22 protein-coding genes are annotated in these 23422 nt (G+C 66.1%); 9 read left to right on the top strand and 13 right to left on the bottom strand.

Going from position 1 to position 23422, the window contains the following annotated elements; genetic code table 11:
* Positions 1 to 169: 169 nt before the first annotated feature.
* From ABIE08_RS07075 to ABIE08_RS07085, 3 genes are all read left to right on the top strand, one after another.
* Positions 170 to 1159: an ATP-grasp fold amidoligase family protein gene (locus ABIE08_RS07075; RefSeq protein WP_354549822.1), complete on the top strand. Its 990-nt coding sequence runs from the start codon at positions 170 to 172 to the stop codon at positions 1157 to 1159.
* 375 nt (positions 1160 to 1534) lie between these two features.
* Complete coding sequence (locus ABIE08_RS07080) at positions 1535 to 2479, top strand: ATP-grasp fold amidoligase family protein (protein WP_354551609.1); 945 nt, start codon at positions 1535 to 1537, stop codon at positions 2477 to 2479.
* A gap of 31 nt (positions 2480 to 2510) precedes the next feature.
* Complete coding sequence (locus ABIE08_RS07085) at positions 2511 to 3962, top strand: MFS transporter (RefSeq protein ID WP_354549824.1); 1452 nt, start codon at positions 2511 to 2513, stop codon at positions 3960 to 3962.
* Positions 3963 to 4033: 71 nt separating this feature from the next.
* On the opposite strand, the gene ABIE08_RS07090 is transcribed toward ABIE08_RS07085, so the two are convergent.
* Complete coding sequence (locus ABIE08_RS07090) at positions 4034 to 4798, bottom strand: RlmE family RNA methyltransferase (protein WP_354549826.1); 765 nt, start codon at positions 4796 to 4798, stop codon at positions 4034 to 4036.
* Positions 4795 to 6228 (bottom strand): Ppx/GppA phosphatase family protein, encoded by a 1434-nt coding sequence (locus ABIE08_RS07095; RefSeq protein ID WP_354549828.1) that lies wholly within the window; start codon positions 6226 to 6228, stop codon positions 4795 to 4797. Before ABIE08_RS07095 ends, ABIE08_RS07090 begins: the two co-directional genes overlap by 4 nt.
* Before the next feature lie 347 nt (positions 6229 to 6575).
* On the opposite strand from ABIE08_RS07095, the gene ABIE08_RS07100 reads away from it, so the two are divergent.
* The 3 genes from ABIE08_RS07100 to acuI all read left to right on the top strand — a co-directional run bounded on the left by ABIE08_RS07100 (position 6576) and on the right by acuI (position 9448).
* Positions 6576 to 7754: a transglycosylase SLT domain-containing protein gene (locus tag ABIE08_RS07100; RefSeq protein ID WP_354549830.1), complete on the top strand. Its 1179-nt coding sequence runs from the start codon at positions 6576 to 6578 to the stop codon at positions 7752 to 7754.
* 130 nt (positions 7755 to 7884) lie between these two features.
* Complete coding sequence (locus ABIE08_RS07105; protein WP_354549832.1) at positions 7885 to 8364, top strand: VOC family protein; 480 nt, start codon at positions 7885 to 7887, stop codon at positions 8362 to 8364.
* A 97-nt stretch (positions 8365 to 8461) separates the two neighbouring features.
* A complete protein-coding gene (gene acuI, locus ABIE08_RS07110) occupies positions 8462 to 9448 on the top strand; it encodes an acrylyl-CoA reductase (NADPH) (protein WP_354549834.1) in 987 nt (328 codons plus the stop codon).
* An 18-nt stretch (positions 9449 to 9466) separates the two neighbouring features.
* Here the strand turns inward: acuI and ABIE08_RS07115 are convergent, their stop codons facing one another.
* Both ABIE08_RS07115 and ABIE08_RS07120 read right to left on the bottom strand, forming a co-directional pair.
* The gene (locus ABIE08_RS07115) at positions 9467 to 9988 is read right to left on the bottom strand and encodes an L-2-amino-thiazoline-4-carboxylic acid hydrolase (protein ID WP_354549835.1); all 522 of its coding nucleotides are present in this window, start codon (positions 9986 to 9988) and stop codon (positions 9467 to 9469) included.
* Positions 9989 to 10215: 227 nt separating this feature from the next.
* Positions 10216 to 11334, bottom strand: a complete 1119-nt coding sequence (locus tag ABIE08_RS07120; RefSeq protein ID WP_354549837.1) for a linear amide C-N hydrolase — start codon at positions 11332 to 11334, stop codon at positions 10216 to 10218.
* Positions 11335 to 11925: 591 nt separating this feature from the next.
* Between ABIE08_RS07120 and ABIE08_RS07125 the strand changes: the two genes are divergently transcribed.
* The 3 genes from ABIE08_RS07125 (at position 11926) to ABIE08_RS07135 (ending at position 15060) form a co-directional block, all read left to right on the top strand.
* The gene (locus ABIE08_RS07125) at positions 11926 to 12642 is read left to right on the top strand and encodes a helix-turn-helix transcriptional regulator (protein ID WP_354549839.1); all 717 of its coding nucleotides are present in this window, start codon (positions 11926 to 11928) and stop codon (positions 12640 to 12642) included.
* Between the two features lie 397 nt (positions 12643 to 13039).
* Positions 13040 to 14050, top strand: a complete 1011-nt coding sequence (locus tag ABIE08_RS07130; RefSeq protein WP_354549841.1) for a formylglycine-generating enzyme family protein — start codon at positions 13040 to 13042, stop codon at positions 14048 to 14050.
* The gene (locus ABIE08_RS07135; protein WP_354549843.1) at positions 14047 to 15060 is read left to right on the top strand and encodes an HAD family hydrolase; all 1014 of its coding nucleotides are present in this window, start codon (positions 14047 to 14049) and stop codon (positions 15058 to 15060) included. Before ABIE08_RS07130 ends, ABIE08_RS07135 begins: the two co-directional genes overlap by 4 nt.
* A 26-nt stretch (positions 15061 to 15086) precedes the next feature.
* Here ABIE08_RS07135 and ABIE08_RS07140 read toward each other — a convergent pair whose 3' ends face one another.
* From ABIE08_RS07140 to ehuB, 9 genes are all read right to left on the bottom strand, one after another.
* The gene (locus ABIE08_RS07140) at positions 15087 to 15971 is read right to left on the bottom strand and encodes a DMT family transporter (RefSeq protein ID WP_354551611.1); all 885 of its coding nucleotides are present in this window, start codon (positions 15969 to 15971) and stop codon (positions 15087 to 15089) included.
* A 100-nt stretch (positions 15972 to 16071) separates the two neighbouring features.
* Complete coding sequence (doeB, locus tag ABIE08_RS07145) at positions 16072 to 17073, bottom strand: N(2)-acetyl-L-2,4-diaminobutanoate deacetylase DoeB (RefSeq protein ID WP_354549845.1); 1002 nt, start codon at positions 17071 to 17073, stop codon at positions 16072 to 16074.
* Positions 17074 to 17075: 2 nt separating this feature from the next.
* The gene (gene doeA / locus ABIE08_RS07150; protein ID WP_354549847.1) at positions 17076 to 18254 is read right to left on the bottom strand and encodes an ectoine hydrolase DoeA; all 1179 of its coding nucleotides are present in this window, start codon (positions 18252 to 18254) and stop codon (positions 17076 to 17078) included.
* 46 nt (positions 18255 to 18300) lie between these two features.
* Positions 18301 to 19293 (bottom strand): ectoine utilization protein EutC, encoded by a 993-nt coding sequence (gene eutC / locus ABIE08_RS07155; RefSeq protein ID WP_354549848.1) that lies wholly within the window; start codon positions 19291 to 19293, stop codon positions 18301 to 18303.
* Positions 19290 to 20300 (bottom strand): hydroxyectoine utilization dehydratase EutB, encoded by a 1011-nt coding sequence (eutB, locus tag ABIE08_RS07160; RefSeq protein ID WP_354549850.1) that lies wholly within the window; start codon positions 20298 to 20300, stop codon positions 19290 to 19292. The genes eutC and eutB overlap by 4 nt, the downstream gene beginning before the upstream one ends.
* Complete coding sequence (gene eutA, locus ABIE08_RS07165; protein WP_354549852.1) at positions 20297 to 21088, bottom strand: ectoine utilization protein EutA; 792 nt, start codon at positions 21086 to 21088, stop codon at positions 20297 to 20299. The genes eutB and eutA overlap by 4 nt, the downstream gene beginning before the upstream one ends.
* Complete coding sequence (gene ehuD, locus ABIE08_RS07170; RefSeq protein WP_354549854.1) at positions 21085 to 21744, bottom strand: ectoine/hydroxyectoine ABC transporter permease subunit EhuD; 660 nt, start codon at positions 21742 to 21744, stop codon at positions 21085 to 21087. Before ehuD ends, eutA begins: the two co-directional genes overlap by 4 nt.
* Before the next feature lie 34 nt (positions 21745 to 21778).
* Positions 21779 to 22438, bottom strand: a complete 660-nt coding sequence (gene ehuC / locus ABIE08_RS07175; protein ID WP_354549856.1) for an ectoine/hydroxyectoine ABC transporter permease subunit EhuC — start codon at positions 22436 to 22438, stop codon at positions 21779 to 21781.
* 118 nt (positions 22439 to 22556) lie between these two features.
* On the bottom strand, positions 22557 to 23414 hold the full coding sequence (gene ehuB / locus ABIE08_RS07180) for an ectoine/hydroxyectoine ABC transporter substrate-binding protein EhuB (protein ID WP_354549858.1): 858 nt from the start codon (positions 23412 to 23414) through the stop codon (positions 22557 to 22559).
* Positions 23415 to 23422: the final 8 nt, after the last annotated feature.

Here is a 23422-nt window from a genome sequence, read left to right on the forward strand (position 1 = left end):
CGATTGTGTTCGAGAATCACGCTAAGCGCTCAACGTGTGACGGTGGTCACTCGACATCCCTATTGCGCCTCCTCCAATAGGAGGTGTCGAGGCAGGCTCCCCGCCGGCCTCCCGGGTATCCGTCGCGTCACGCTCTCAATCTCTCGAACACGATGGTCGCCGAGCGCCAATGCTGCTCAAGCACATTCACCAGAGGGCGCGGAGGGTCATTCGCGCCGTCCAAGAAGCCATCCACCGGCCACGTCCTGTCGCGATGCGACTGCTGCGGCGTTCTCCGTATCTCGGCCCCATACTGGTTCGATCCTGGCATCGGCGGCGCTTCGAGCAGCGGATGCAACGTCCGCTTCGCCTCAGTCCGCCCATCGACCTAAACGATCACCTCGTCCATCGAATTATCTATGACCGAGATCCGCGTCTGAAGGTCCTCTGCGACAAGATCGCTGTCCGGGACCTGATAAGAGAGCGGCTGGGCGATGCGTTCGTCGTGCCGCTTCTCGGGGTTTGGAGCGATCCGCGCGATATCGCCTGGCGCAGCCTGCCGGATCGATTCGTGCTGAAACCCAATCACAGCTCCGGTCCCGTTGCCCTGATCCGCAATGCAGGCGATCGCGACACCCAGGCCCTCACGGCCAAGGCGACCGAGTGGCTTCGTCATGACTTCTTCGATTCAAGCCTCGAATGGGGATATCGAGGCCTGCCGCGCCGCATCACGGCCGAACCGCTCCTGCTCGGCCCCGACGGAGGCGAGGTAAACGAAGCCGTCGCCTTGACCTTCGGCGGAAAGGTCGCGGCCATTCGAATCTTCATCGGCGGCAAGGACAACCCCGACCGCAGCGACAACTGGTTTGACCGAAACAGCGTGCGGCTGCCGTTCTACTCACTCAAATATAAACTTGGCGACTATGTACTGGATCCGGCGATGACTACGCGCATCATCGTTGCAGCCGAGGCGGTATCGGCGGGTTTCAGCCACCTTCGGGTGGATTTCTACCTCACAGCCGATGGTCTGAAGATCGGCGAGCTAACGCCTTATTGCGGCGCGGGCATGATTCCCTGGAACCGCCGTGGCTGCGACAATGTCTTCGGCCAGTTCTGGGACAATCCGAGCCGGATCAACGAGATCGATGATCTCGGCGCCCTCATCGAGGCGTCGGACTGACGGCACGCCGAAGCCGTGCAGGTCGACAGAGCAGGATTGCCGAAGGCGCTTGCGTAAACAACGGACGTGAGCCAAACGGGGCACGAACTCTGCGACTGAATCGCAGATTCACGCGGCATTCACTTAGCAAGTTCCATGTTCTTGAAACACCTTCCTCTCCGGGCCATCCGATCGGCCCGCGCCGCCGCCTCGGCGTGCAAACCCTCGCCGATGGATCGAACCCTCGGCGGAGCGGGCCGGCGCATGAAGGTTCCGCCTGCTCTCCTCCGACCCTGCCGCAGCATCCAGCGGCGGCTGGTCCGCAAGGCACGGCGGATGCCAATCTTGGGCGACCGGCTGCTTCGCCGCTTGCATATCCAGCGCTACACGGCCGCGATGGGCGAGGCGCCGCGGCTGGCGCCGCCGGTCACCTATTCCGAGCACCTGCTGCACCGCATAATCTACGACCGCGACCCGCGACTGAAGATCGTATCCGACAAGCTCGCCGTTCGGACGCTGATCCGGGATCGCGTCGGCGAAAGCTTTCTCGTGCCGCTGCTGGGCAGTTGGGAGGATCCGGACGACATTCCTTGGGCAACCTTGCCGGAAAGGTTCGTCCTGAAGCCGAACCACGGCTCTGGCATGGTGGCGATCGTCTCGGACGCCGCGCGCCTGCAGCGGGCCGAGATCGAGGCAGAGATGCGGCGATGGCTTCGGCTCGACTATTTTGATGTCGCCTGTGAATGGGGATATCGGAAGCTGCCGCGGCGCCTGATGGCGGAACCGCTACTGTTGGGCCCCGATGGCCATCCGCCGACGGAAGCGCAGGTCATGACCTTCCATGGCCGCCCGGTGATGATCCGTATTTTGACCGGCAAGAAGGGCCGCGACACGCGCCATGGCAACTGGTTCGATATCGATGGCAACGAACTGAGCCTGCAGTCGCGGAATATCCCGGTCGGCGCCTATTCGCTCCCGCGATCGATGGCGCATGCGCTGGCGGAGATCGCGGGTCGCGCGGCGTCCGGCTTCGATCATCTGCGCGTCGATTTCTACCTGACCGATCAAGGGCTCAAGATCGGCGAACTCACCGCCTACCATGCCAGCGCGATCGTCGAATGGAACGAGCCGCTCTTCAACGAGTTGCTCGGTCGCTGCTGGCGTGACCCGGCCGAAGCGGCTGCATCGCGCAGCCAGGCAGCGCTTCGTTCCCTCCGGCGGGAGGCTCCCATCGCCGATTCGCCTCGCGCCAGCCGCCTCAACGCGCTGCATCAAGCTACCGTCGAAAGCCGAGCCAAAGAAATCGTGACTTCGAAAGAGAGCGCGATCGTCCTAAGGTAGGCTTAGAATAAGCGCCCTTATAAGAGGCCCCATGGCTCCGCATCGCCCCCCCGCCCGGATCCTTCTTCCCCTGATCGTCGCCTGCGCGCTGTTCATGGAGAACCTCGATTCCACCGTCCTGTCGACATCGCTTCCCGCCATCGCCCGCGATTTCGGCGTCAGCCCGATCGATCTCAAGCTGGCGCTGACGTCCTACCTGCTCACCATCGCCATCTTCATCCCCGCTTCCGGCTGGGTGGCGGACCGCTTCGGCGCCCGCTCCGTCTTCCGCCTGGCGATCATCCTGTTCACCCTGGGCTCGATCTGCTGCGGCCTGTCCAGTTCGATCCTGGAGATCGTCGGCTCGCGCGTGCTGCAGGGCATTGGCGGCGCCATGATGGTGCCGGTCGGACGGCTGGTGATCCTCAAGTCGGTGCAGAAATCCGAGTTGGTCGGGGCGCTGGCCTGGCTGACCGTGCCGGCGCTGATCGGCCCCGTCGTCGGCCCCGTCGTCGGCGGGTTCATCACCACCTATTTCGACTGGCGCTGGATCTTCTGGATCAACGTACCGATCGGCGTGCTCGGCGTGACGCTGGCCACCCTGTTCATTCCCGACATTCGCGGCGAGGAACAGGTTCGATTCGATTTCATCGGCTTCCTGCTGACCGCCTTCGGCATCGCCGGCTTCATCACCGGCTCGACCTCGCTCGGGCTCAACCTGATGCCCTGGCCCTATGTCGCGACCTGCCTGATCGGCGGCGCCGCGTTGCTGACGGTCTATTTCTTCTATAGCCGCCGCGTGGCCAATCCGATCCTCGACCTGTCGCTGTTCACGATCCCGAGCTTCGCCGCCAGCGTCTTCGGCGGCATGCTGTTCCGTATCGGCATCGGCGCCCTGCCGTTCCTGCTGCCCTTGATGCTGCAGCTCGGCTATGGGCTGACGCCGTTCCAGTCGGGCACCATCACCTTCGTCTCGGCGATCGGCGCGATCGCGATGAAGTTCGTCGCGCCGCCGCTGCTCCGGCGGCTCGGCTTCCGTACGGTGCTGATCGCGAACTCGTTCATAGCCGCGTTCTTTGTCGGCGTGCCGGCAGCGTTCTCGATCGGAACGCCGCTGCACCTGATCACCGGCCTGCTGTTCGTCGGCGGCTTCTTCCGCTCGCTGCAGTTCACCAGCGCCAATGCGCTGTCGTTTGCCGACGTGCCGGTGTCGCGGATGAGCCGGGCGACGAGCATGACCAGCGTGTTCCAGCAATTGGCGCTGTCACTCGGCATTTCGACCGGTGCGATCTCGCTGCAGTTGACGATGCGCGCCCATGGCGGCTCCGAGCTGAATCTGGCGGCGTTTCACCCGGCCTTCCTGGTGGTCGGCCTGATCGCCATGAGTTCGGTGATCTTCTTCATCCGCATGCCACGCGATGCGGGCTCCGAAATGTCGGGCCGCAGCGTCGCGGTCAAGGAGCTGGCGCCGGATCCCGTCACCGCCATGCGCGAGCGGGCCTAGGGCGGGACATTGCAGCTTACTTCGCCTCTCCCTGGGGGAGAGGTGAAGGGATCAGCCTCGCACTCAGGCACCTACGGACGCCAGGTGCCGTCGTCCTCGGCGGTGTCGCGGGCCTGGGCTTCATCAGCCGCGGTCTTGCGGCCCTTGAAGCCCTTGGCGAGCAGGAACAGCTCGACCGAGCCGGCGCGGCTGGCCGGCGGCTTGATGTGGTGCACCGAGGCAAAATGCTGCTTCAGCTGGGTCAGCACCGTATTCTCGGCGCCGCCGCGAAACACCTTGGTCAGGAAGTGGCCGCCCGGCTTCAGCACGCTGATGGCGAAGTCGACCGCGACCTCGCAGAGGAAGATCGTGCGCAGATGGTCGGTCTTCTGGTGGCCCGTCGTCGGCGCCGCCATGTCGGACAGCACAACATCGGCGCGGGCGCCGAGGGCCTGCTCCAGCAGGGCCGGCGCGTCCTCGTCGAGGAAGTCCTTCTTGAACAGGATGACGCCCGGAAGCTCGTCCATCTCCAGATAGTCGATGGCGACGACGCGCTTGTCGTCATCCGTCGAACCGACGCGCTCGACCGCCACCTGCGACCAGCCGCCGGGAGCGGCGCCCAGGTCGACCACCCGCATGCCGGGCCCGAGGATGTGGTGCTTGTCGTCGATCTCGATCAGCTTGTAGGCGGCGCGCGAGCGATAGCCCTCGCGCTTCGAACGCGCGACATAGGGATCGTTCAGCTGGCGCTCCAGCCAACGCTGCGACGAGGCCGTGCGGCCGCGCGAAGTCTTGACGCGCACAGTGAGCTCGCGCCCGCCGGATCCACGTCCCGAATTGTTCTTGGTGCCGGTCATGACGGCCTTCCATTCTGCCGATGCGGCGAACGGCGCCACACACCGTCTTCCGCCATCATCTCCACCAGTATTCCTTCGCGCAAGCCACGGTCGGCCACCCGAAGCCGCTGGCAAGGCCAACGCCGGCGGATCGCCTCGAGGATGGCGCAGCCTGCCAATACCAGATCCGCGCGTTCCTTGCCGATGCAGGGATTGGCGATCCGGGCGGCGTAATCCATGCCGGTCAGCGTATTCATCATCAGGTTGACTTCGTCGCCCGTCATCCAGGTTCCGTCAACCCGGCGCCGGTCATAGCGCTCGAGGCCGAGATGCACGCCGGCGAGCGTCGTCACGGTGCCGGAGGTGCCCAGCATGTGCAGATTGCCCGCCGCGACCGCCTGGTCCAGCGCGTCCGCCTCCGGGAAATCCCGCAGCATGTCGGTCACTTCCGCGACCATCGCCTCGAACACCTCGGTCGTCACCAACTCGCCGCCATGGCGCTCGCTCAGCGTCACCACGCCAACCGGCAGCGAGGCCCAGGTGCGGATCCGATCTGACATGCGCCGGCGCCGTGCCTCGGCCGGACGGGTCAGGTCGATCCAGACCAGTTCGGACGACCCACCACCAATGTCGAACAGCAGGGCGCCGTTCGAATTCGGGTCGATCAGCGAGGCGCAGCCGGATACGGCGAGCCTCGCCTCGGTCTCGCGCGAGACGATCTCCAGCACCAGGCCGGTCTCGCTGCGCACGCGCTCGAGAAAGATCGCGCCATTCTCGGCCGATCGGCACGCTTCCGTGGCGATCAGCCGGGCGCGTACGACGCCGCGATCCGCCAGCTTGGAACGGCAGATGCGAAGGGCGTCCACCGCCCGGTCCATCGCCGCTTCGCCCAGACGGCCGCTACGGCCGACACCCTCGCCGAGCCGGACGATGCGCGAAAACGCATCGACGACGCGAAACCCCCGCTCGCGCGGCTGCGCGATCAGCAGGCGGCAATTATTGGTTCCAAGATCCAGCGCCGCATAAAGCGCATCCGGCGCCGTCTCGGCGCGCGGACGCAGTTCGGGACGCGCAGATGGGCGCGCCTCGTTGCCCTGCGGCGATCGGGCTGGATTGCCAGCGGGACGCGCGTATCCGGCATGGCCGGGTCGCGCTCCGCCATTCACCGGAGGGCGAGACCCTGAGTCCCGCTCCGTCGCACCGGAACGCGCCGCTTCGGCGAGCTTGCCGTTTCCGGCCTTCGCGTCGGCGGGCTTTTGCCCCGATGCATAGACAGGCCCGCGCTTCTTGCGCCGCCTGCCCTTCTTCTTGCCGACGCGTCCTGGGCCATTGCCCGTATGGGCCTGGCCAGAACCATCGGCGGTCCCGACATGGTTCCGTGGCGTGGCCACGGAATCACTGACGGGCGCACCGGACTCCGCGATCAGCGGATCCTCGCCCGAGATTGTCACATCAAATCCTTCGGCTGCGCGGACACAGGGCAAAATGAGCCCGGCGCGCAGCTCATCGCGTGCCTTGTTGGGGCTGAGTGTAGCAGCAAGCAGCGACGGCACAAGCGCAGGCCGGCAATGAGCTTTGCCGGCAAGGCGGTCCGGCCCGCCGGGCTCCGGCGCCAGATGGCGGACTCGTCATGCTTAACGGATTCCTTCCGCTTCTTGGAAAAGCCACAAATTGCCGTTCTTTGAAGGCAAGTGCAGCTGCGCCAAGCGAGCCGATCGCACGCATTTCGGGAGGTGGGTTGCCTCATCGGCCTTGGCGTGAGAGTTTTATCGAACGATTAACCAGGCTTGGAGCCTCCTTGATCCGACTATCAAACCCGATGCGCTCGCGATCCCGCCGCATCCAGCCTGCCCTTTCCGGGTGGATGCGTGGCCTGATCGGCCTGTCGCTGGGACTGCTGCTCCCGGCCGTGGCCCTTGCTGATGACAGCACGTCGCGCGAGCTCATCGAGGCCCGCATCGCCTATTACGCCAAGACCTACAACGTGCCGGTCGACCTGCTGCGAAAAGTGGTCCGCACCGAAAGCACTTTCAATCCCGCGGCGCGCAACGGTCCCTATTGGGGCCTGATGCAGATCCGGCATAACACCGCCCAGGGCCTCGGCTACCAGGGTTCGCCCACCGGCCTTCTCGACGCGGAAACCAACCTGATCTATGGCGGCGCCTATCTGGCCAATGCCTATATCGTCGCCGGCGGCAACGCCGCCCGCGCCCACAGCCTCTACAAGAGCGGCTATTACTACGAGGCGAAGCGCAAGCGCTTGCTGTCGAAACTGATCAAGGTTCCGATGGGCACGACGCCGGTGCTGGTCGCCGGCAAGATCGTCACCCGCCCGTCGAACAAGTCCATGCTGGCGCTCGCCGCCCCGGTCGCCGCAACGCCGGCGGCGCAGAAGGCGCCGACGGCAAAGCTGGTGCTGGCCGAGGGCGCCAAGCCCGATATCGCCGCCGAGGCGGACGCAGCCTCGGTCGCCGTCGCGACGGCCATGGCGCCCGTCCCCCTGCGCAAGCCCGTCGTCGCCGCCCCTGTCGTCGAGATGGCGGCCATCGTCCCGCCGATCCTGCCGCGTCCCCGGCCCGCCACGTCGGTGCAGGTCGCGACCAGCCAGGATGCCGACGGCAAGGAAACCAAGGGATCGGCCGCGGCCCCGGTTCGCGGGCTGCTCTACGCGACCGCGATCCTGCCGCCTTCGAAGGTCATCCGGCCCGACTATGCCGAGCAGACCCTCGCCCAGCCGGAATTGGCGCTGGCCAGCGCGTCGTCGTCGCGCTTCGCCAAGGATGCGACGGCCATAGCCTTCGCGACGCCCTCGCAGGCACGGCTTTCCGCCGCTCACAAGCTGCCAGCCGCCATTCGCATCGCCTCGACCGATGATGGCATCCGCTCCGATGCGCCCGGCTGCTGCCGGATGGATGCGCCCGTCGACGCAGCCGCCGCTCCCCTGCCCCGCGCCCGCCCCGCCCACAAGGCCAACTGAGCCACTTCCAGGCCTGACGACAGCTTGACCCAGGATCGTCCCGATGCCTAGCTGACGTCATCCGGCACGGGCCGGTTGCGATCGAGACCCCATCCGCAAGAGACGGGGCTCGTGACGGGAGGGACGGAGCATGAGAACCTTCACCGAAGGCGGCACGATGCAGGTCGCCTATGTCGTCCGCGATCTCGAAGCGGCGATGAAGCGTCACTGGGACATCTTCAAGATCGGCCCCTGGGACATCTACCAGTTCGAACCCGGCAAGGTTCAGAACTATTTCTATCGCGGCAAGCCGGCGACGCACACCTGCCTGATCGCGGTCGCCTGGAGCGGCGACACCCAGCTCGAACTGATGCAGCCGCTGACCGGCTACAGCATCTATGACGAGCATCTCGAAAAGCACGGCGAAGGCCTGCACCACATCAAGCTGTTCTACGCGGATTGCCAGAAGGCGGTCGAGACCTTCACCCGGAAAGGCTATCCGGTGATCCAGAGCGGCCGGATCGACGAGGACGAGCACTACTATCTCGATACCGAGAAGGACTTTGGCTACATCGTCGAACTCGGCAATGCCGGCCGGATCCGTCCGGCCGAGCGCCGCTACCCGGCCTGACGCCGCCTCGTCGGCGCGCACGGACACTAAGGCCCCCTTGCGATCCGGTGCCGCAGCCGCCACCTGTCGGTGGCCATTGCATGCATCGGAGCGACACATGACTTTCAACGGGCTCTGGGCGACGAAGACGGGCGACGCGGTTTCCGTCGCCCTTGTCGGCCTCGAAGACGACCAGCTGATGGATGGCGACGTCACCGTCGCCGTCGATTATTCCACCGTCAATTACAAGGACGGGCTGGCCGTCACGGGCCGCGGCGCGATCATCCGAAAATTCCCGCTGATCCCGGGCATCGACCTCGCCGGCACGGTCGAGAGCTCGCGCAATCCCGGCTTCAAGCCCGGCGACCGGGTCGTGCTGAACGGCTTCGAGCTAAGCATGACGCATCATGGCGGCTATGCGCAGCGCGCCCGCGTGCCTGCCGAATGGCTTGTGAAGCTGCCCGATACCATTTCCGCGAAGGAGGCGATGGCGATCGGCACCGCGGGCTACACGGCGATGCTGAGCGTGCTGGCGCTGGAGCATGGCGGCATCACGCCCGATCGCGGTCCGGTGCTGGTGACGGGCGCCTCCGGCGGGGTCGGCTCGATCTCGGTGGCGCTGCTTTCCAAGCTCGGCTACCGCGTCATCGCCTCAACCGGCCGCCTGCAGGAGGCGGACTATCTGAAGCGGCTCGGCGCCACGGAGATCCTCGACCGGGCCACGCTTTCGGCCCCCGGCGCGCCGATCGCCGCGCCGAAATGGGCCGGCGCCATCGACAGCTGCGGCGGACATACGCTTGCCAACGTGCTGGCGCAGACCGACTATCGCGGCACGGTGACCGCCTGCGGACTTGCCGACAGCATGGAGCTTCCCGCCGCCATGCATCCGTTCATCCTGCGAAACGTGACGCTGGCCGGCATCGATTCCGTCAATGCGCCGCAGTCTGTCCGCCAGATCGCCTGGAGCCGGCTGGCAACCGATCTGGACCTCGGCAAGCTGGAAACGACCCTGCAGGAGATCGGCCTCGCCGACGTGACGCGAGTCGCGGCCGACATCCTCGAAGGCAAGGTTCGCGGCCGCACGCTGGTCGACGTCAACCGCTGACCCCGAGGCGATAGCCCGTTATCCGGATGGCTCGGCCGGGCCGTCCGGATCGAAGGTGTAGCGGAAGTCGCAATGCTCGGCGCCTTCCATCAGCGTCTGCGTGCGCTGAAAGGCGATGCGCGGGTCGTAGCCCTGGCAGAACACGCCATCGCGATTGCACGACAGCAGATGGCCGATCGTCCCCAGGCCCATCTCGCGATAGGTCTCGGCATAGCGGCAGCGACGGACATTGTAATCGAACTGGGTGTCCGTCGCCCGCAACACCTCGATCTCCAGGGCATCGTCCTGGGTCCAGAGCGACAGCAGGTCCTGGAAGGTACGAAGGCTGGTGCCGCCCTCGGTCCGCTCGGCAAAGGCGCGGCCGGCATCGATCGCCGCCTGGCTGATCGCGGTGTCGAGAATGGCCTGCGCCCGTGCCTCGCCGATTTCCCGCACCATGCCGGCATAGATCGGCGCGATGATCGCCGCTTCGATGCGCCGACGCTGAAGGATGCCGATCTCGCCCTCGGTCGCCGTCGCTCCGATTTCCGTATCCGCCATGGCTCACCTCTACAAGAACTGCCGCCGCCCATCGCCGGGATGGAAGGGCAATCATAGGCCCGAATCCGGCGAACGGTCAGCCTCGGGAGCCGCGGCATCCGACCTCAGAGCGACCGTCGGCTCGCAGGCATCGCGTGACAGGTGCCGCAGCCCGCTCCAGGCGGTAGAAACCACGCCCCCCGACGCGAGGGTCGCAGGGCGTGGTTTGGTTTGGCGGATAGCCGCGCTCAGGCGGCCTTTGGCGGCGCCATCAGCATCGCCGTCGCGTCAGAGGCGATGCCTTCCAGCTTCTGGAGCGGCAGCACGAGCGGCGCCTTCACGTCGGCGAGCGCTTTCAGATCAATGGCCGTGAAATTGAGGCTGCGATAGTCCCGCACGAAGAAGATCTTGCGATCCAGGTCGGAGAGGCTGGTCCAGCAGGTGAACTCCGTCGCGTAGGGCGCATCGGCCTTCTCCTGCAGGCCCTCGACCTCCATATGGCCGCCGCCCTGCGCCGGATAATCGATGGAAACGCCCCGCGGCCGGTCGAAATTGTTCATCACATGGGCGAGCGTCTTGACCGCGAGGTCAGGCGTGGCCGCCCTCTCCGCGAACTGGGCGTAGAAAACGGCGCGAACGAAGCGGCCGACCGAGGTATTGGAGGCCGGCAATCCGGCCGTGGCGATGCCGGAATCCGGCTGCCGGGCCTGGTAGCTTCCGAAGGTGGCGGAGGATTGATCGACATTGGTGATGAAGGTGTAATTGTCGAGATTGGTCAGGTGCCAGCTGAACTTCGGTCCATTGGTCATGACGCCGACCGGGTTGTCGTAGACCGACATGACGCCATGGTCGAACTCGATCACCAGCGACGCGCCGGTCGCGTCATGCACGACGTAATGGAACGGCGAGACGACGCCACCGAGCAGGGCGAGCGGCTGCAGCTCGATCGGCTGCTTTTCCAGCGCCGCCTTGACCTCGGCCACCGAGGCGAACTGGCCGAGCGCCCAGCTGCCAAGATCGGAGGCCGAAAGCACGGATTGGGTGATATCCGCCGATTTCTGCGCGCCGGCCGCCGTCGGATAGGACAGCAGACTGAAGGTCAGGCCCTGATCGTTGAGGCCCTCAAGCACCTTGAGATCGGCAAGGCCGATCGGCGCCTCGGGCGTCGGCACGCGACAGGGCATGGCGACCGCGAGGACGCCGAAGCGGGCGGCGTAGGTAAGCGATGCCTTGCCGTCGACCTCCGAGATGGTCTCGTAGCCCGGCGGGAAATAGGTGACCTGGTAGGGCAGATCGACCGTGAGTTCGAGCGTCCGGCCGAAATAGACCTTGCCGCTGGCATCCTTGTAACCGAGGGACGTGCACATCTCAGCACTGTTCTCCGCATGCAGTCAGATTGAAAAGAAGTTCGCGCCGCCTGGGATGCGACGCGGGAAGCGGCTGCCCGCCGGGCCGAGAGGCATGACGCCGGCCTGCGGCCGCCACGGGGTCGGAAGTCACGTCAGGGCCTCCTCAGGCAGTACCCATTCCGTACGGGCCGATCGTCCAAGCCAAGGCTGCCGATCCGTCTCCGCAATCCCATCATGCCCCTATCCGGCGACGGCGAGATGGCGCCGACGCCGTCCGCCCCGTCGCGGTGCGGTTGCAATGTACCGCCCACCACAGCCAGCGCCAAGCGCTTAGGATATCCACAACCGAGGTCGCACCGCCCGGAACGCGACGAGCCGCATTTGAGCGGGAAACAACACGCCCAGCATCAAATGCAGAAAGAATGCCGCTACGGAACACTGCTAGTCTTGGCTCCAAATCTAGCCAGACCAAGCCCTTCAGATCAACCGACTGGATAAACAGTTGCCAATCCCAGGTTGCCCTGATAGGCGCCAGGTTGTATTCTTCACGCACTGCGCAGGAACCAAAAATACTTCAAAAACTGAAATAAGATAGCAAGGAGGCACTGCTTGAGCTTACTTCACTTGACCTCAAGAGCTGTTGCCGGAATTTCCGGCGCAGGTGACAAGGAAGAGTTAAGGGCAGCTCTCTATGCGGCGGTACAGTCGCTGGGATTCGACAGTTTCAATATCGCGTTCGAGAAGAGCGCCAAGCGCGAATTCATGACCGAGCCGACCTTGACCATTTGGTCCTACGACGATCTGGTCGCCTATGCTGGCGATGGCTGGGCGGAGCGCGATCCCCTGCTCGACTATGCCGCGACGGGCACCGATCCGCTCTACTGGCAGGCGCCGAGTTGGAATCAGAACGGCCACCCCGACTATTATGAATACATAAAACACGTTGGAGTTTTCGGCGGCCTGACGGTCCCGTTGCCGGGAAGCCCGGACAAGCTCGGCGCGCTGACCCTGCTTTCCTTGGCCGACCGCAAGCACGACAAGGACGTGACGCATGCCGTCTCGATCGTCGCCATGATGGCCAGGGCCAAGGCCGCCGCCGTCGGCCTGGCGTCCGGCCAGGAATCCGGCGCGAGCGCCAAGTTTCGCGCGCTGTCCTCGCTGCAGCGCGAAATTCTCAAATGGATGGCGAACGGCAAATCGAACGTCGAGATCGCCGTGATCGTCTCGCAGTCAAAGCGCTCGATCGACTACCACGTGATCGAAATCCTGAAGAAGCTCGAGGTAAGCTCTCGAGCCCAAGCGGCCGCGATCTACGCGGCGCTGTAAGACGCACAGGCCGAAGTAGACAGCAGGCCCTCGGAAATCCCGATTGCGCCAGAATCCGAGTAATCCCCTACGTCAGCATTGTCAACGGCCCGGCAACGGTGGCAGGATGGAGAGACAGGTTCACGGCTGAGGCGCCTTCTACGGCGACTTGGAATACTCCGGGAATCCGACTGCCATACGGAAGCATTCGGGTGGCGAGACGATCACGGTCCCGAACCCGTCATAGCCAATTCACGGACCTATCACGCAGCCCAGTTCTCTGTCGTCGCGACACATCCATGCAATGCGACCGCCGCCTCATTCTGGAAACGCAGGAGAGGGTCATGAAGATCTCCCGAGGGATCGCAGCATCCCCGAAAGCCTGGGCCGGGCCCGTCTTGTGCGCCGGGGCAAGCCAATGAACACCATTGCGACGGCGAGGCCCAGTCAGCCGGCACATCCATCCGTCTCCGGCATGGTCTATATTCCCGGCGGCACGTTCCGCATGGGGTCGGACAACCACTATCCGGAGGAGAAGCCGACGCACCGCGTCACGGTGGACGGCTTCTTCATCGATCCGACGCCGGTGACCAACGCGCAGTTCCGCGCCTTTGTCGACGCGACCGGCCATGTCACCTTCGCGGAGATTCCGCCGGACCCGAAGAACTATCCCGGCGCCCTGCCGCATATGCTGAAGGCCGGCTCGCTGGTGTTCACGCCGCCCAGCCCTCCCGTCGACACCCGCGACTGGTCGCAATGGTGGGCGTTCCGCTTCCGCGCCAACTGGCGCCGGCCAGCCGGCCCCGGCAGCTCGATCAAGGGGCTGGACGACCATCCGGTCGTGCATGTCGCCTATTCGGACGCCGAGGCCTATGCGCGCTGGGCCGGCAAGGAACTGCCGACCGAGGCGGAATGGGAATTCGCGGCGCGCGGCGGGCTGGAGGGCGCCGAATATGCCTGGGGCGACGAGTTCAATCCGGACGGGCGCGAGATGGCCAACACCTGGCAGGGCCAGTTTCCTTCCGAAAACCTGATGACCGACGGCTATCTGCGCACCTCGCCCGTTGGCGCCTACCCGCCCAATGGCTACGGCCTCTACGACATGATCGGCAATGTCTGGGAGTGGACGGGCGACTGGTGGTCGACGCGCCATCCCGCCGATGCGCCGAAAGCCTGCTGCGTGCCGGAAAACCCACGCGGCGGCCCGGTCGACGCCAGCTACGACCCGCGCATGCCGGCGATCCGCATTCCACGCAAGGTGCTGAAGGGCGGCTCGCATCTCTGCGCGCCGAACTATTGCCGCCGCTATCGCCCGGCCGCCCGTCATGCCGAGGCGATCGACACCTCGACCAGTCATGTCGGCTTCCGCTGCGTCCGGCGCATGCCGTTCGATGGCGCACCTTCCAGCCGCGAGGAGGCCCGGCCGTGACGCCGGCCCTCGCCCTCACCCGGCGGGCCCTGATCCAGCTCGGCCTCGCGGCTTCCCTCGCCTTTGCCGCCCTTCTGCCGGCGACAGCACAGGCCGACCCGCTTCCCTCCTGGAACGATGGCAAGACCAAGACCGCCATCGTCGATTTCGTGACGCGCACGACGACGCCCGGTCCCGATTTCATCGCGGCGGGGGACCGCATCGCCACCTTCGACAATGACGGCACGCTGTGGTCCGAGCAGCCCCTCTATTTCCAGCTCGCCTTCGTGCTGGACCGCGTCAAGGCGATGGCGGGGGACCATCCGCAATGGAAGAACACGCAGCCCTTCCAGGCGGTGCTGGAAGGCGACAGCAAGACGCTGCTGGCCGGCGGCGAAAAAGGCATCATGGAGCTATTAGCTGCGACCTCCTCGGGCATGTCGGTGGAGGATTTCGCGGCTTCCGTCGTCGAATGGACAAGGACGGCGCGTCACCCGCGCTTCGACAAGCCCTACACGGAGCTCGTGTTTCAGCCGATGCTGGAACTGCTCGCCTATCTGCGGGCCAATGGCTACCAGACCTTCATCGTTTCGGGCGGTGGCGTCGAGTTCATGCGGCCCTGGACCGAGGGCGTCTATGGCATCCCGCCCAACCAGGTCGTCGGCTCCTCCGGTAAGACCGAATTCAAGCTCGACGGCGACACGGCTGAGATCCTCAAGCTGCCGGCGATCGAATTCGTCGATGACGGCCCCGGCAAACCGGTCGGCATCAACCGCTTCATCGGCAAGCGCCCGGTCTTCGCCGCCGGCAATTCCGATGGCGACCTCGAGATGCTGCAATGGACGACGCTCAACAACGGCCCGCGCTTCGGCATGATCATCCACCACACCGACGCCAAGCGCGAATGGGCCTATGACCGGGATTCGCGCATCGGCAAGCTCGACAAGGCGCTCGACGAAGCCCCCAAGCGCGGCTGGACCGTCGTCGACATGAAGGACGACTGGAAGGTCATCTATCCCTTCGAGAAGTGAGGCAGAGCCGCCCTCCCTCAAAAGGGTCAGCCTCTCCTGGCCAGGAGGATACCCGCTACCACGATCGCGCCGCCGAGCGCCTGTAGGCCACCCAGCGGCTCGTTCAGCACCAGCCATGCCACGCAGGCCGCGACCACCGGTTGGATGAGGAGCGTGAGCGACGAGAACGACGCTGGCAGCAGAGCCAGCGCATAGATGATCAGCCCCTGCCCTCCGACATGGCAGATCCAGGCGAGCCCCAGCACGATCGCCCAGCCATAGATCGTCCACGGCCAGAGAGCCGGCTCGAAGACAGGTGCCACCGGCAGGATGCAGAGGGCGGCAGCACCGGACGACCACAACAACGTCGTCAGCGTCGAGTAGCGGCTGCGCAGGCGCGAGAGGGCGAGGAAATAGCCGGCATAGAAAGCGGCGGCGAGGAAGGCCAGGGCATCGCCGCCGACGTGGCTTTCGCCGCTCGCTGCCCCGCCGCGACTGAGCACCGCGACCCCGAGGAGGGAGAGTGCCAGGCCGATCAGGAACATCCGCGTCACGGCGACCCGGAACAGCAGCCAGTTTCCGAGGACAACGAAGATCGGCGCCAGATTGGCCAGCAGCGTGGCGTTGGCCACCGAGGTGATGTGGATCGAGATGTGCCAGGCCAGGAGATCGCCGGCCAGCAGCACGCCCGGCAGGGCCAGGGCGGCGACATCGCGGAGCGAGCGCGGATTCTGGCTGGCCTGCGATGCCGCGGGGCCGGACGCCCGCCAGGCCAGCAGCGGCAACAAGGCGAGCCCGACGCGCCAGAAGGCCGTCGACATCGGCCCGAGTTCCGACAGGCGCACGAAGATCGGCGAAAGGCCGATGATGACGGCACCCGCAAGCAGGGCGGTCAGCGACAGGCCGGAGGACGGCAAGGCCGTTGCCTTCATGACCGGCCAAAGACGGAAGGCGAATGCCCCGACCAGGACAGCCATCTCCCGCCGGAAGCTGACGCCGCTTCACAAGGGTGCCGCCCGGCGGCCGGGTGGCTCAATCGAGCCGGACCGCCATGACGGAGACGCAGTCGCCGGCCTGCACCAGCCCGGGGAAATGCCGCGCGGCGAGCAGCCCGGAAAGACCCGACCGGATCTCCTGCGGCGCGAAACCCGTGCCGCCGACCGGATGGATCCGCGCCACGACCTGGCCCGCCACGACCGGCTCGCCGAGATCGACCATCGTCTCGATAAGGCCATCCGTTTCGGCGAAGCAGAAGCAGCCATCCGGCATGTCGAGCCAGGTGGTCTCCGCCTTCTCTATTTCGCCGGCGAGGATGCCCGCATGGCGCAGCACATTGGCGACGCCGCGCCGGGCGATGCGCACGCTGGCGGCCGTCGATGTGCCGCCGCCGCCGAGCTCGGTGGTGACGAAGATCTTTCCCATTTCCTCGGCGGCGGTGTCGTACATGCCGACCGTGTCGATCTCCAGCATCTTGACCGACCAGGGCGCGGCGAAGGCCTCGACAGCGTCGAACGAGGCCTTTTCCTGCGCCTTGTCGGGCAACACATGCGCGGCGCACCAGGGCAGGAAGTCGAGCGTCCGGCCGCCGGAGTGGAAGTCGAGCACCAGGTCCGCGCGGGGCAGCAGCTCGCGCTGGAAATAATCGGCGATCTTCTGCGTCACTGTCCCGTCCGGCCGGCCGGGGAAGGCGCGGTTCAGATTGCCCTTGTCGATCGGCGAGGTACGCGTGCCGGCGCGGAAAGCCGGATAGTTCATCGCCGGCACGATGATCACCGTGCCGGAAACGTGCTTGGGATCGAGCCGCCGCGCCAGGTCGAACAGCGCCAGCGGCCCCTCATATTCGTCGCCATGGTTCGCCCCGGTCAGCAGGGCCGTCGGCCCTGCCCCGTTCTTCACCACGCAGATCGGGATCATGACGGAGCCCCAGGCCGAGTCGTCGCGGCTGTGCGGCAGGCGAAGGTGGCCATGCTGGATGCCGTCCCTGTCGAAATCGACGCTGGGCGCAATCGGCGACGGCCGGGTCTCATGGGCCATGATCAGCCTTTCACAACCAGCTTGCGCGGCACGTTGGCCAGGCACTCGACGCCGGTCTCGGTGATCAGGATGGATTCCGTGATCTCGAGACCCATCGTCTCCAGCCAAAGCCCGGTCATGAAGTGGAACGTCATGCCCGGCTTCAGTTCGGTCTTGTCGCCGGGGCGAAGGCTCATGGTGCGCTCGCCCCAATCCGGCGGATAGGACAGGCCGATCGGATAGCCGGTGCGGTTGTCCTTGACGATGCCGTAGCTCTTCAGCACGGCGAAAAAGGCGTTGGCGATATCCTCGCAGGTGTTGCCGGGCCGGGCAGCGGCGAGCCCCGCCTCCATGCCTTCCAGCGTCGCCTTTTCGGCGTCGAGGAAGGCCTGGGTCGGCTTGCCGAGGAAGACCGTGCGCGACAGCGGCACGTGATAGCGATTGTAGCAGCCGGCGATCTCGAAGAACGTGCCCTCGCCGAGCTGCATCGGCTTGTCGTCCCAGGTCAGGTGCGGCGCCGAGGCATCCGCGCCCGAGGGCAGCAGCGGCACGATGGCGGGATAGTCGCCGCCAAATTCCTTCGTGCCGCGAATGCCGGCGTCATAGATCTCGGCGACGAGGTCGCACTTGCGCATGCCCGGCTCGACCTTGTCGACGATGCGCGCATGCATCGCCTCGACGATGCGGGCGGCCTTGCGCATGTAGTCGATCTCGGTCGCGCTCTTCACCGCGCGCTGCCAGTTGACCAGCGCGGTCGCATCGACGAAGCGGGCATTGGGCAGATGCTTCTGCAGCGAGGCAAAGGCGGCGGCCGAGAAATAGTAATTGTCCATCTCGACGCCGATGGTGAGGCTGCCCCATCCCCGGTCCGCCAGGACCTTCGAGAGGTAGTCCATCGGGTGGCGCTCGGTGGATTGGACGTAATTGTCGGCGTAAGGCACGATGTTGTCATGCGCCAGATAGGCCGTGCGCTTGGCGCCATTGGCGTCCTGCCCGCGCCCGAACCAGACCGGCTCGCCATCCGGCGGCACCAGGACCGCCTGATGCACATAGAACGACCAGCCGTCATAGCCCGTCAGCCAGGCCATGTTGGACGGGTCGGAGCAGATCAGCAGATCGACGCCCTTCGCCTCCATGGCGCGGCGGGTCTTGGCCAGCCGCTCCGCATATTCGGCGCGCGTGAATTTGAGATTGGGCTGCATTTTCCTCACGTCCTGCTTGTTGGGTCCGTTCGAACGGGCCGGAATTTCAGGTTTCGAATGGTGTGCCGGCCTTCGCCGCGCGGGCGCGGTCGCGAGCCAGCGTGGCGATCGCCGTGTCCTGGACCCCGGTCCCGGTCAGGTCGGCGATGGTTATGTCGCGGCGGGTGCCGCGGCCCGGCCGCGAACCGGCGATGATCTGGCCGAGTTCGGCGACATCGGCTGTCGCCTCGATCAGGCCCGCCGCGATGGCGTGGTGCAGTTCGCCCAGGATGCGCGTCTGCCGGGCGCTGTCGGCGACGTAGAGATCGGCCATGGCGATCAGCGCCGGGGCGATCTCATTCTTGTGCTCCGCGTCCGAGCCCATGGCCGTGATGTGCTGGCCCGCCTCGACGAGGCCGACCGGGAACAGCGGCTCGGTCGAGGGCGTCGTGGTGACGAGGATGTCGGACCCGGCCACGGCCCGCGCCACATCCGTTTCGGCCCGCACGCGGATGCCGAGCTTGTCGCTCAGCCTTCCGGCAAGAACCTCGGCCTTGGCGCCATCGCGCGCCCAGATCCGCGCCTCGGCGATCGGACGCACCAGCGCCAGCGCCTCCAGCTGCAAACCCGCCTGCACGCCGGCGCCAAAGATCGTCGCGACGCGGGCATCGGCCCGCGCCAGGTATTTGGCCGCGACGGCGCCGGCGGCGGCGGTGCGGATATCGGTCAGATAGCCATTGTCAAGCAGCAGCGCTTCGACCAGGCCGGTCCGGGCGGAAAGCAGCACCATCATGCCGTTGACGCTGGGCAGTCCGAGCTTCGGATTGTCGAAGAAGCCGGGGCTGATCTTGATCGCGAAACCGTCGACGCCCGGCACATAGGCCGTCTTCACGTCGACCTCGCCGCGATGCTCGGGAATGTCGAGGCGCAGGATCGGCGGCATTGCGACCGGCAAGGTCGCGAGCGCCCGGAAAGCGTTTTCGACACAGGCGACGGCGTCGAGATCGAGCGCCACGATCTCGCGCAGATCCGCCTCGGTGAGGATGGTCATCGAGGTCATGCGGCGCGCTCCGGGTTCGCGGAATCCAGGGCCTCGAAGCGGGTCGGCTCGCCGTTGACGATCTGGCGATGCAGCGTCATGTCGATGTTGCGGCCGGAGATCAGAGCGACAACGGGCCCGTCAAGCGGCACCCTGCCCGCAAGGATCGCGGCGACGCCCACCGCGCCGGCGCCCTCGACCACTTCGCGCTCCTGCTCGTAGAGATGGCGGATACCGTCCGCGATCTCCGCCTCGCCGAGCAGCAGGACGTCGTCCAGCAGGTCGCGGCACATCGCGAAGGTGACGCGGTTGTCGAGCCCGACGCCGCCGCCGAGCGAATCCGCCAGCGTCGGCAGTTCCTCGACGAGGACCGGGCGGCCGGCGTCGAGGCTGGCCTTCATCGCCGCGCCGCGCGCCATCGAGATCCCGATCACCCGTGTGGCCGGGTTGATGGCGTTGACCGCCGCGGCAATGCCGGCCGCGAGACCGCCACCGGAAAGCGGGACGAGGATGGTTGCGGCGTCCGGCACGGCCTGCATCATTTCGATGCCGAGCGTCCCCTGCCCCGCGACGACGTGCGGGTGATCGAAGGGCGGCAGCATCACCAGCCCGTCCTCGTTCGCCAGCCGTTCGACTTCGACCTGGGCGTCGTCCTGGCTGTTGCCGACAATGCGCACATCCGCGCCGAGACGCTCGATCTCCGCCACCTTGTTGCCGGGCACGAGCCGCGACATGCAGATCACCGCGCGCACGCCCTCCAGGCTCGCGGCATAGGCGAGCGCGCGGCCGTGATTGCCGGTGGACGCCGCGACGACACCGCGCGCCTTCTCCGCGACGCTCAGCTGCAGGATCGCGTTGGTCGCGCCGCGCAGCTTGAAGCTGCCGGTGCTCTGGCGATGCTCGAGCTTGAGATGCACGGGAACGCCGGCGACCGCGCCGAGCGAGGCGGACAGCACCGTCGGCGTCGGCTCGATCCTGCCAGCAATGCGCTGGGCCGCGGCGCGGATATCGGAAAGCGAAACGCTCATGCGGCACGCAGCGGCAAGGTCATCAGCCGGCCGAATTGCGGATAGGCCGTGTCGTCCCCGGTCAGGCGCAGGCACTGCCAGGCGGAGGCCTGGTTGCTGCTGACGGCGGGGCGCCCGATCGCGACTTCGATGCCGACGATGGCCAGCGCCGCGCGCAGCGCCGTGCAGGAAAGGAACAGCGCGTCGGACTGGGGCGCCGTCACCTCGCGCGCAAGCTCCACCAGCGCCTGGGGGGAAATGCGCGCCATCTCGCGGTCGTCGTCGAAGCCGAGGCAGGTGAAGCGGTCGATCTCGAAGCCATGCCGGCTGAAATAGTCCGCCATCGGCCGGCTGGTCTCGATCGTATAGGGCGTCAGGATGCTGATGCGCCGCGCGGCATGCGCCTTCAGCCCGGCAACGGCCGCGAGCGGCGGCGTCACCACGGGAACGCCGGGCTTTGCCTCGCGGATCGCCGCCTCAATGGTTTCATCGCCGATCACGACCGAGGCCGAGGTGCAGGAATAGCAGATGGCGTCCAGGCTCTCGCCGGGCAGGATCAAGCCTGCGCCCGCCGTCAGTTCCGGCTGCATCTTGCGCAGGTTTTCCGGCGTGGTCGGATTGGCATAGGGAATGCGCGCGACATAGACGCCGGTCCGCTCGCTCGCCACCATGCGCGCGAAATCGGGCTCGGTCGTGTGGTCGGTCGCGAGGATGATCAGGCCGACGCGCTTCGCCAGCGGTCGCGCGTCCAGTTCGGGGCGCCCGGAACGAAGCTCGATCTGCACGGGGTGTTGCGTGGAAACGGTCATTTCGCGATCCGCCCATATCGATGCTCGAGCACGCGCAGCAGCACGACCGCCACGAGGCTGATGGCCAGGAAGAAGGCGCCGACCAGCGTGATCGGCTCCAGATAGCGGTAATAGGTGTTGGCGACGCTCTTGGACTGGTTCATCAGCTCCATCACGGTGATGGCCGAAAGCAGAGGCGTTTCCTTGAACATGGCGATAAAATAGTTGGCGAGCGCCGGGATCATCGGCGGCACGGCCTGCGGCAGGATGATCCGCAGCCAGGTCTGGCGGTGGCTCAGATTGCAGGCCTTGGCGGCCTCCCACTGGCCGCGCGGCACGTTGTCGATGCCGGCGCGATAGACCTCGGCGGTGTAGGTTCCGTAATGCAGGCCCAGCCCGATCACGCCGGCCAGCAGCGGCGACAGCAGGATGCCGATATCCGGCAGCACGTAGAAGATGAAATAGAGCTGCACCAGCAGCGGCGTGCCGCGAATGAATTCGGCCGCGAAGCCCACGCTGCGCGCCAGGAGCCGGTTGTCGGACCGCCGCGCCAGGGCGATCGCAAGCCCGACGACGGCCGCCAGCATGGATCCGAGCAGCGTGGCGAGGATGGTGATCTTCACGCCCTGGATGAGGGTCGGCATGATCTGCCAGACGAAGTTCCAGTCCCAATCCATCAGCGGGTCTTTCCTGCGAAAGGAGCCGGGGCCATCACGAACGCACTCCGTCGAGGCCGCGCGCCATCCGGCGCTCCAGCGCGCGAATGGAGAAGGCGATGATCATGGCGAAGGCGAAGTAGAGGATCAGGATCGTGGCGAAGGGAATGAGCGTGTTGCCGGTCTGCGAACGGACGATGTTCGCCTGAAACGTCATGTCGGCCAGCGAGATCAGCGAGACGACCGATGTCGCCTTCAGCAGTTCGATCGCGTTGTTGCAGAAGGTCGGCAGCATGAACAGGAGCGCCTGCGGCAGGATCACCTTGCGCATGGCCTGCCAGCGGCTGAGGTTGAGCGCGGTGCAGGCTTCGTATTGCTCGGTGCCGACGGCAAGGATGGCGCCGCGCACGACCTCCGCGCCATAGGCGCCGACATTGAGACCCAGCGCGAGCACGCCGGCCTGCATCGGCGTCAGCGTCAGGCCGACCAGCGGCAGCACGAAATAGGCGAAGAACAGCTGCACGAAGATCGACGTGCCGCGAAAGAACTCAATGTAGATCGAGGCCAGCCAGCGGAGGGCGGCATATCGCGACAGACGGCCAAGCCCGGCGACGAAAGCCATGACCAGGGCCAGCGCACAGCCCATCACGGTGAGTTGCACCGTCACGACCGCGCCTTGCAGGATCAGGCTGAGATATCCGGACCAATCGGTCAATCGAGGGAGCCTTACGCAAGAAGCCAGGGAGAGCATGGGGCCGGGACGGTGGAGGCATGCTGGCCTCCACCCCGGATCTGCGATTGAACCCTTCCCGCGACGGGAAGGGTCGAGGCGCCTAGGTGGCGGGAGCGCAGAGCTTGGCCGTCGTGGTCGACATCGCCGCGGCGGCGGAGAAGCCATAGGGCTCGATGATCTTCGCAAACTCGCCGGATGCCTTCATCTTGGCGAGCTCGACGTTGAACGCATCGCGCAGGGCCTCGTCGCCCTTCTTGAAGGCGGCGCCGTCGCAATAGACCGGCGCGCCGACCACCGGAGCGATGACCTCGAGGTTCTCGTCGGCGGCCTTCTTCATCAGATCGTTGATGGAGAGAACCGGCAGAGAATAGGCGTCGATGCGGCCGTCCTGCACCATCTTCAGGCCGCTCTGGCCGTCCGGCACGACGATGACCCGGTCGCGCGGCACGCCGGCCTCGAGCGCGAGCTTCTCTTCCGTGCCGCCGCCCGGGGCGCCGACCGTAGCCGAGGCGTCCTTGGCGAAATCGGCATAGGACTTGAAGCCCTTCGGATTGCCCTTCTTCACCAGAAGCGCTTCGGCGTCGCACAGAATCGGCTCCGAATAGGCAACGGCGGCGCAGCGCTCGGGCTTCATGAACAGGCCGGCGGTCACCACGTCGTGGCGCCCGGCCTGCAGGCCGGGGATCATCGCGCCATATTCGGAGATCGACGCGACAATCTCGCCGACGCCCAGGCGCTTGAAGATTTCGCGGGCGACTTCGGGCGCCGCGCCGGAGACCTTGCCGTCGGCAGCGACGGCCGTATAGGGCGGCTCATTGGCGATGGCGACGCGGGCAAAGCCCTGGGCCTTCAATTGTTCCAGCTTGGGATTGTCCTGCGCCGCTGCCGGCAGGGACAAGGCGAGTGCGGCTCCGAGCGCGAATGCGCCGGCTCCGGTCATGAATGCGAGTTTCTTCATTGTTCCCC

Origin of the sequence: Kaistia defluvii (genome assembly GCF_040548815.1) — a bacterium.
Classification (GTDB): domain Bacteria; phylum Pseudomonadota; class Alphaproteobacteria; order Rhizobiales; family Kaistiaceae; genus Kaistia; species Kaistia defluvii_A.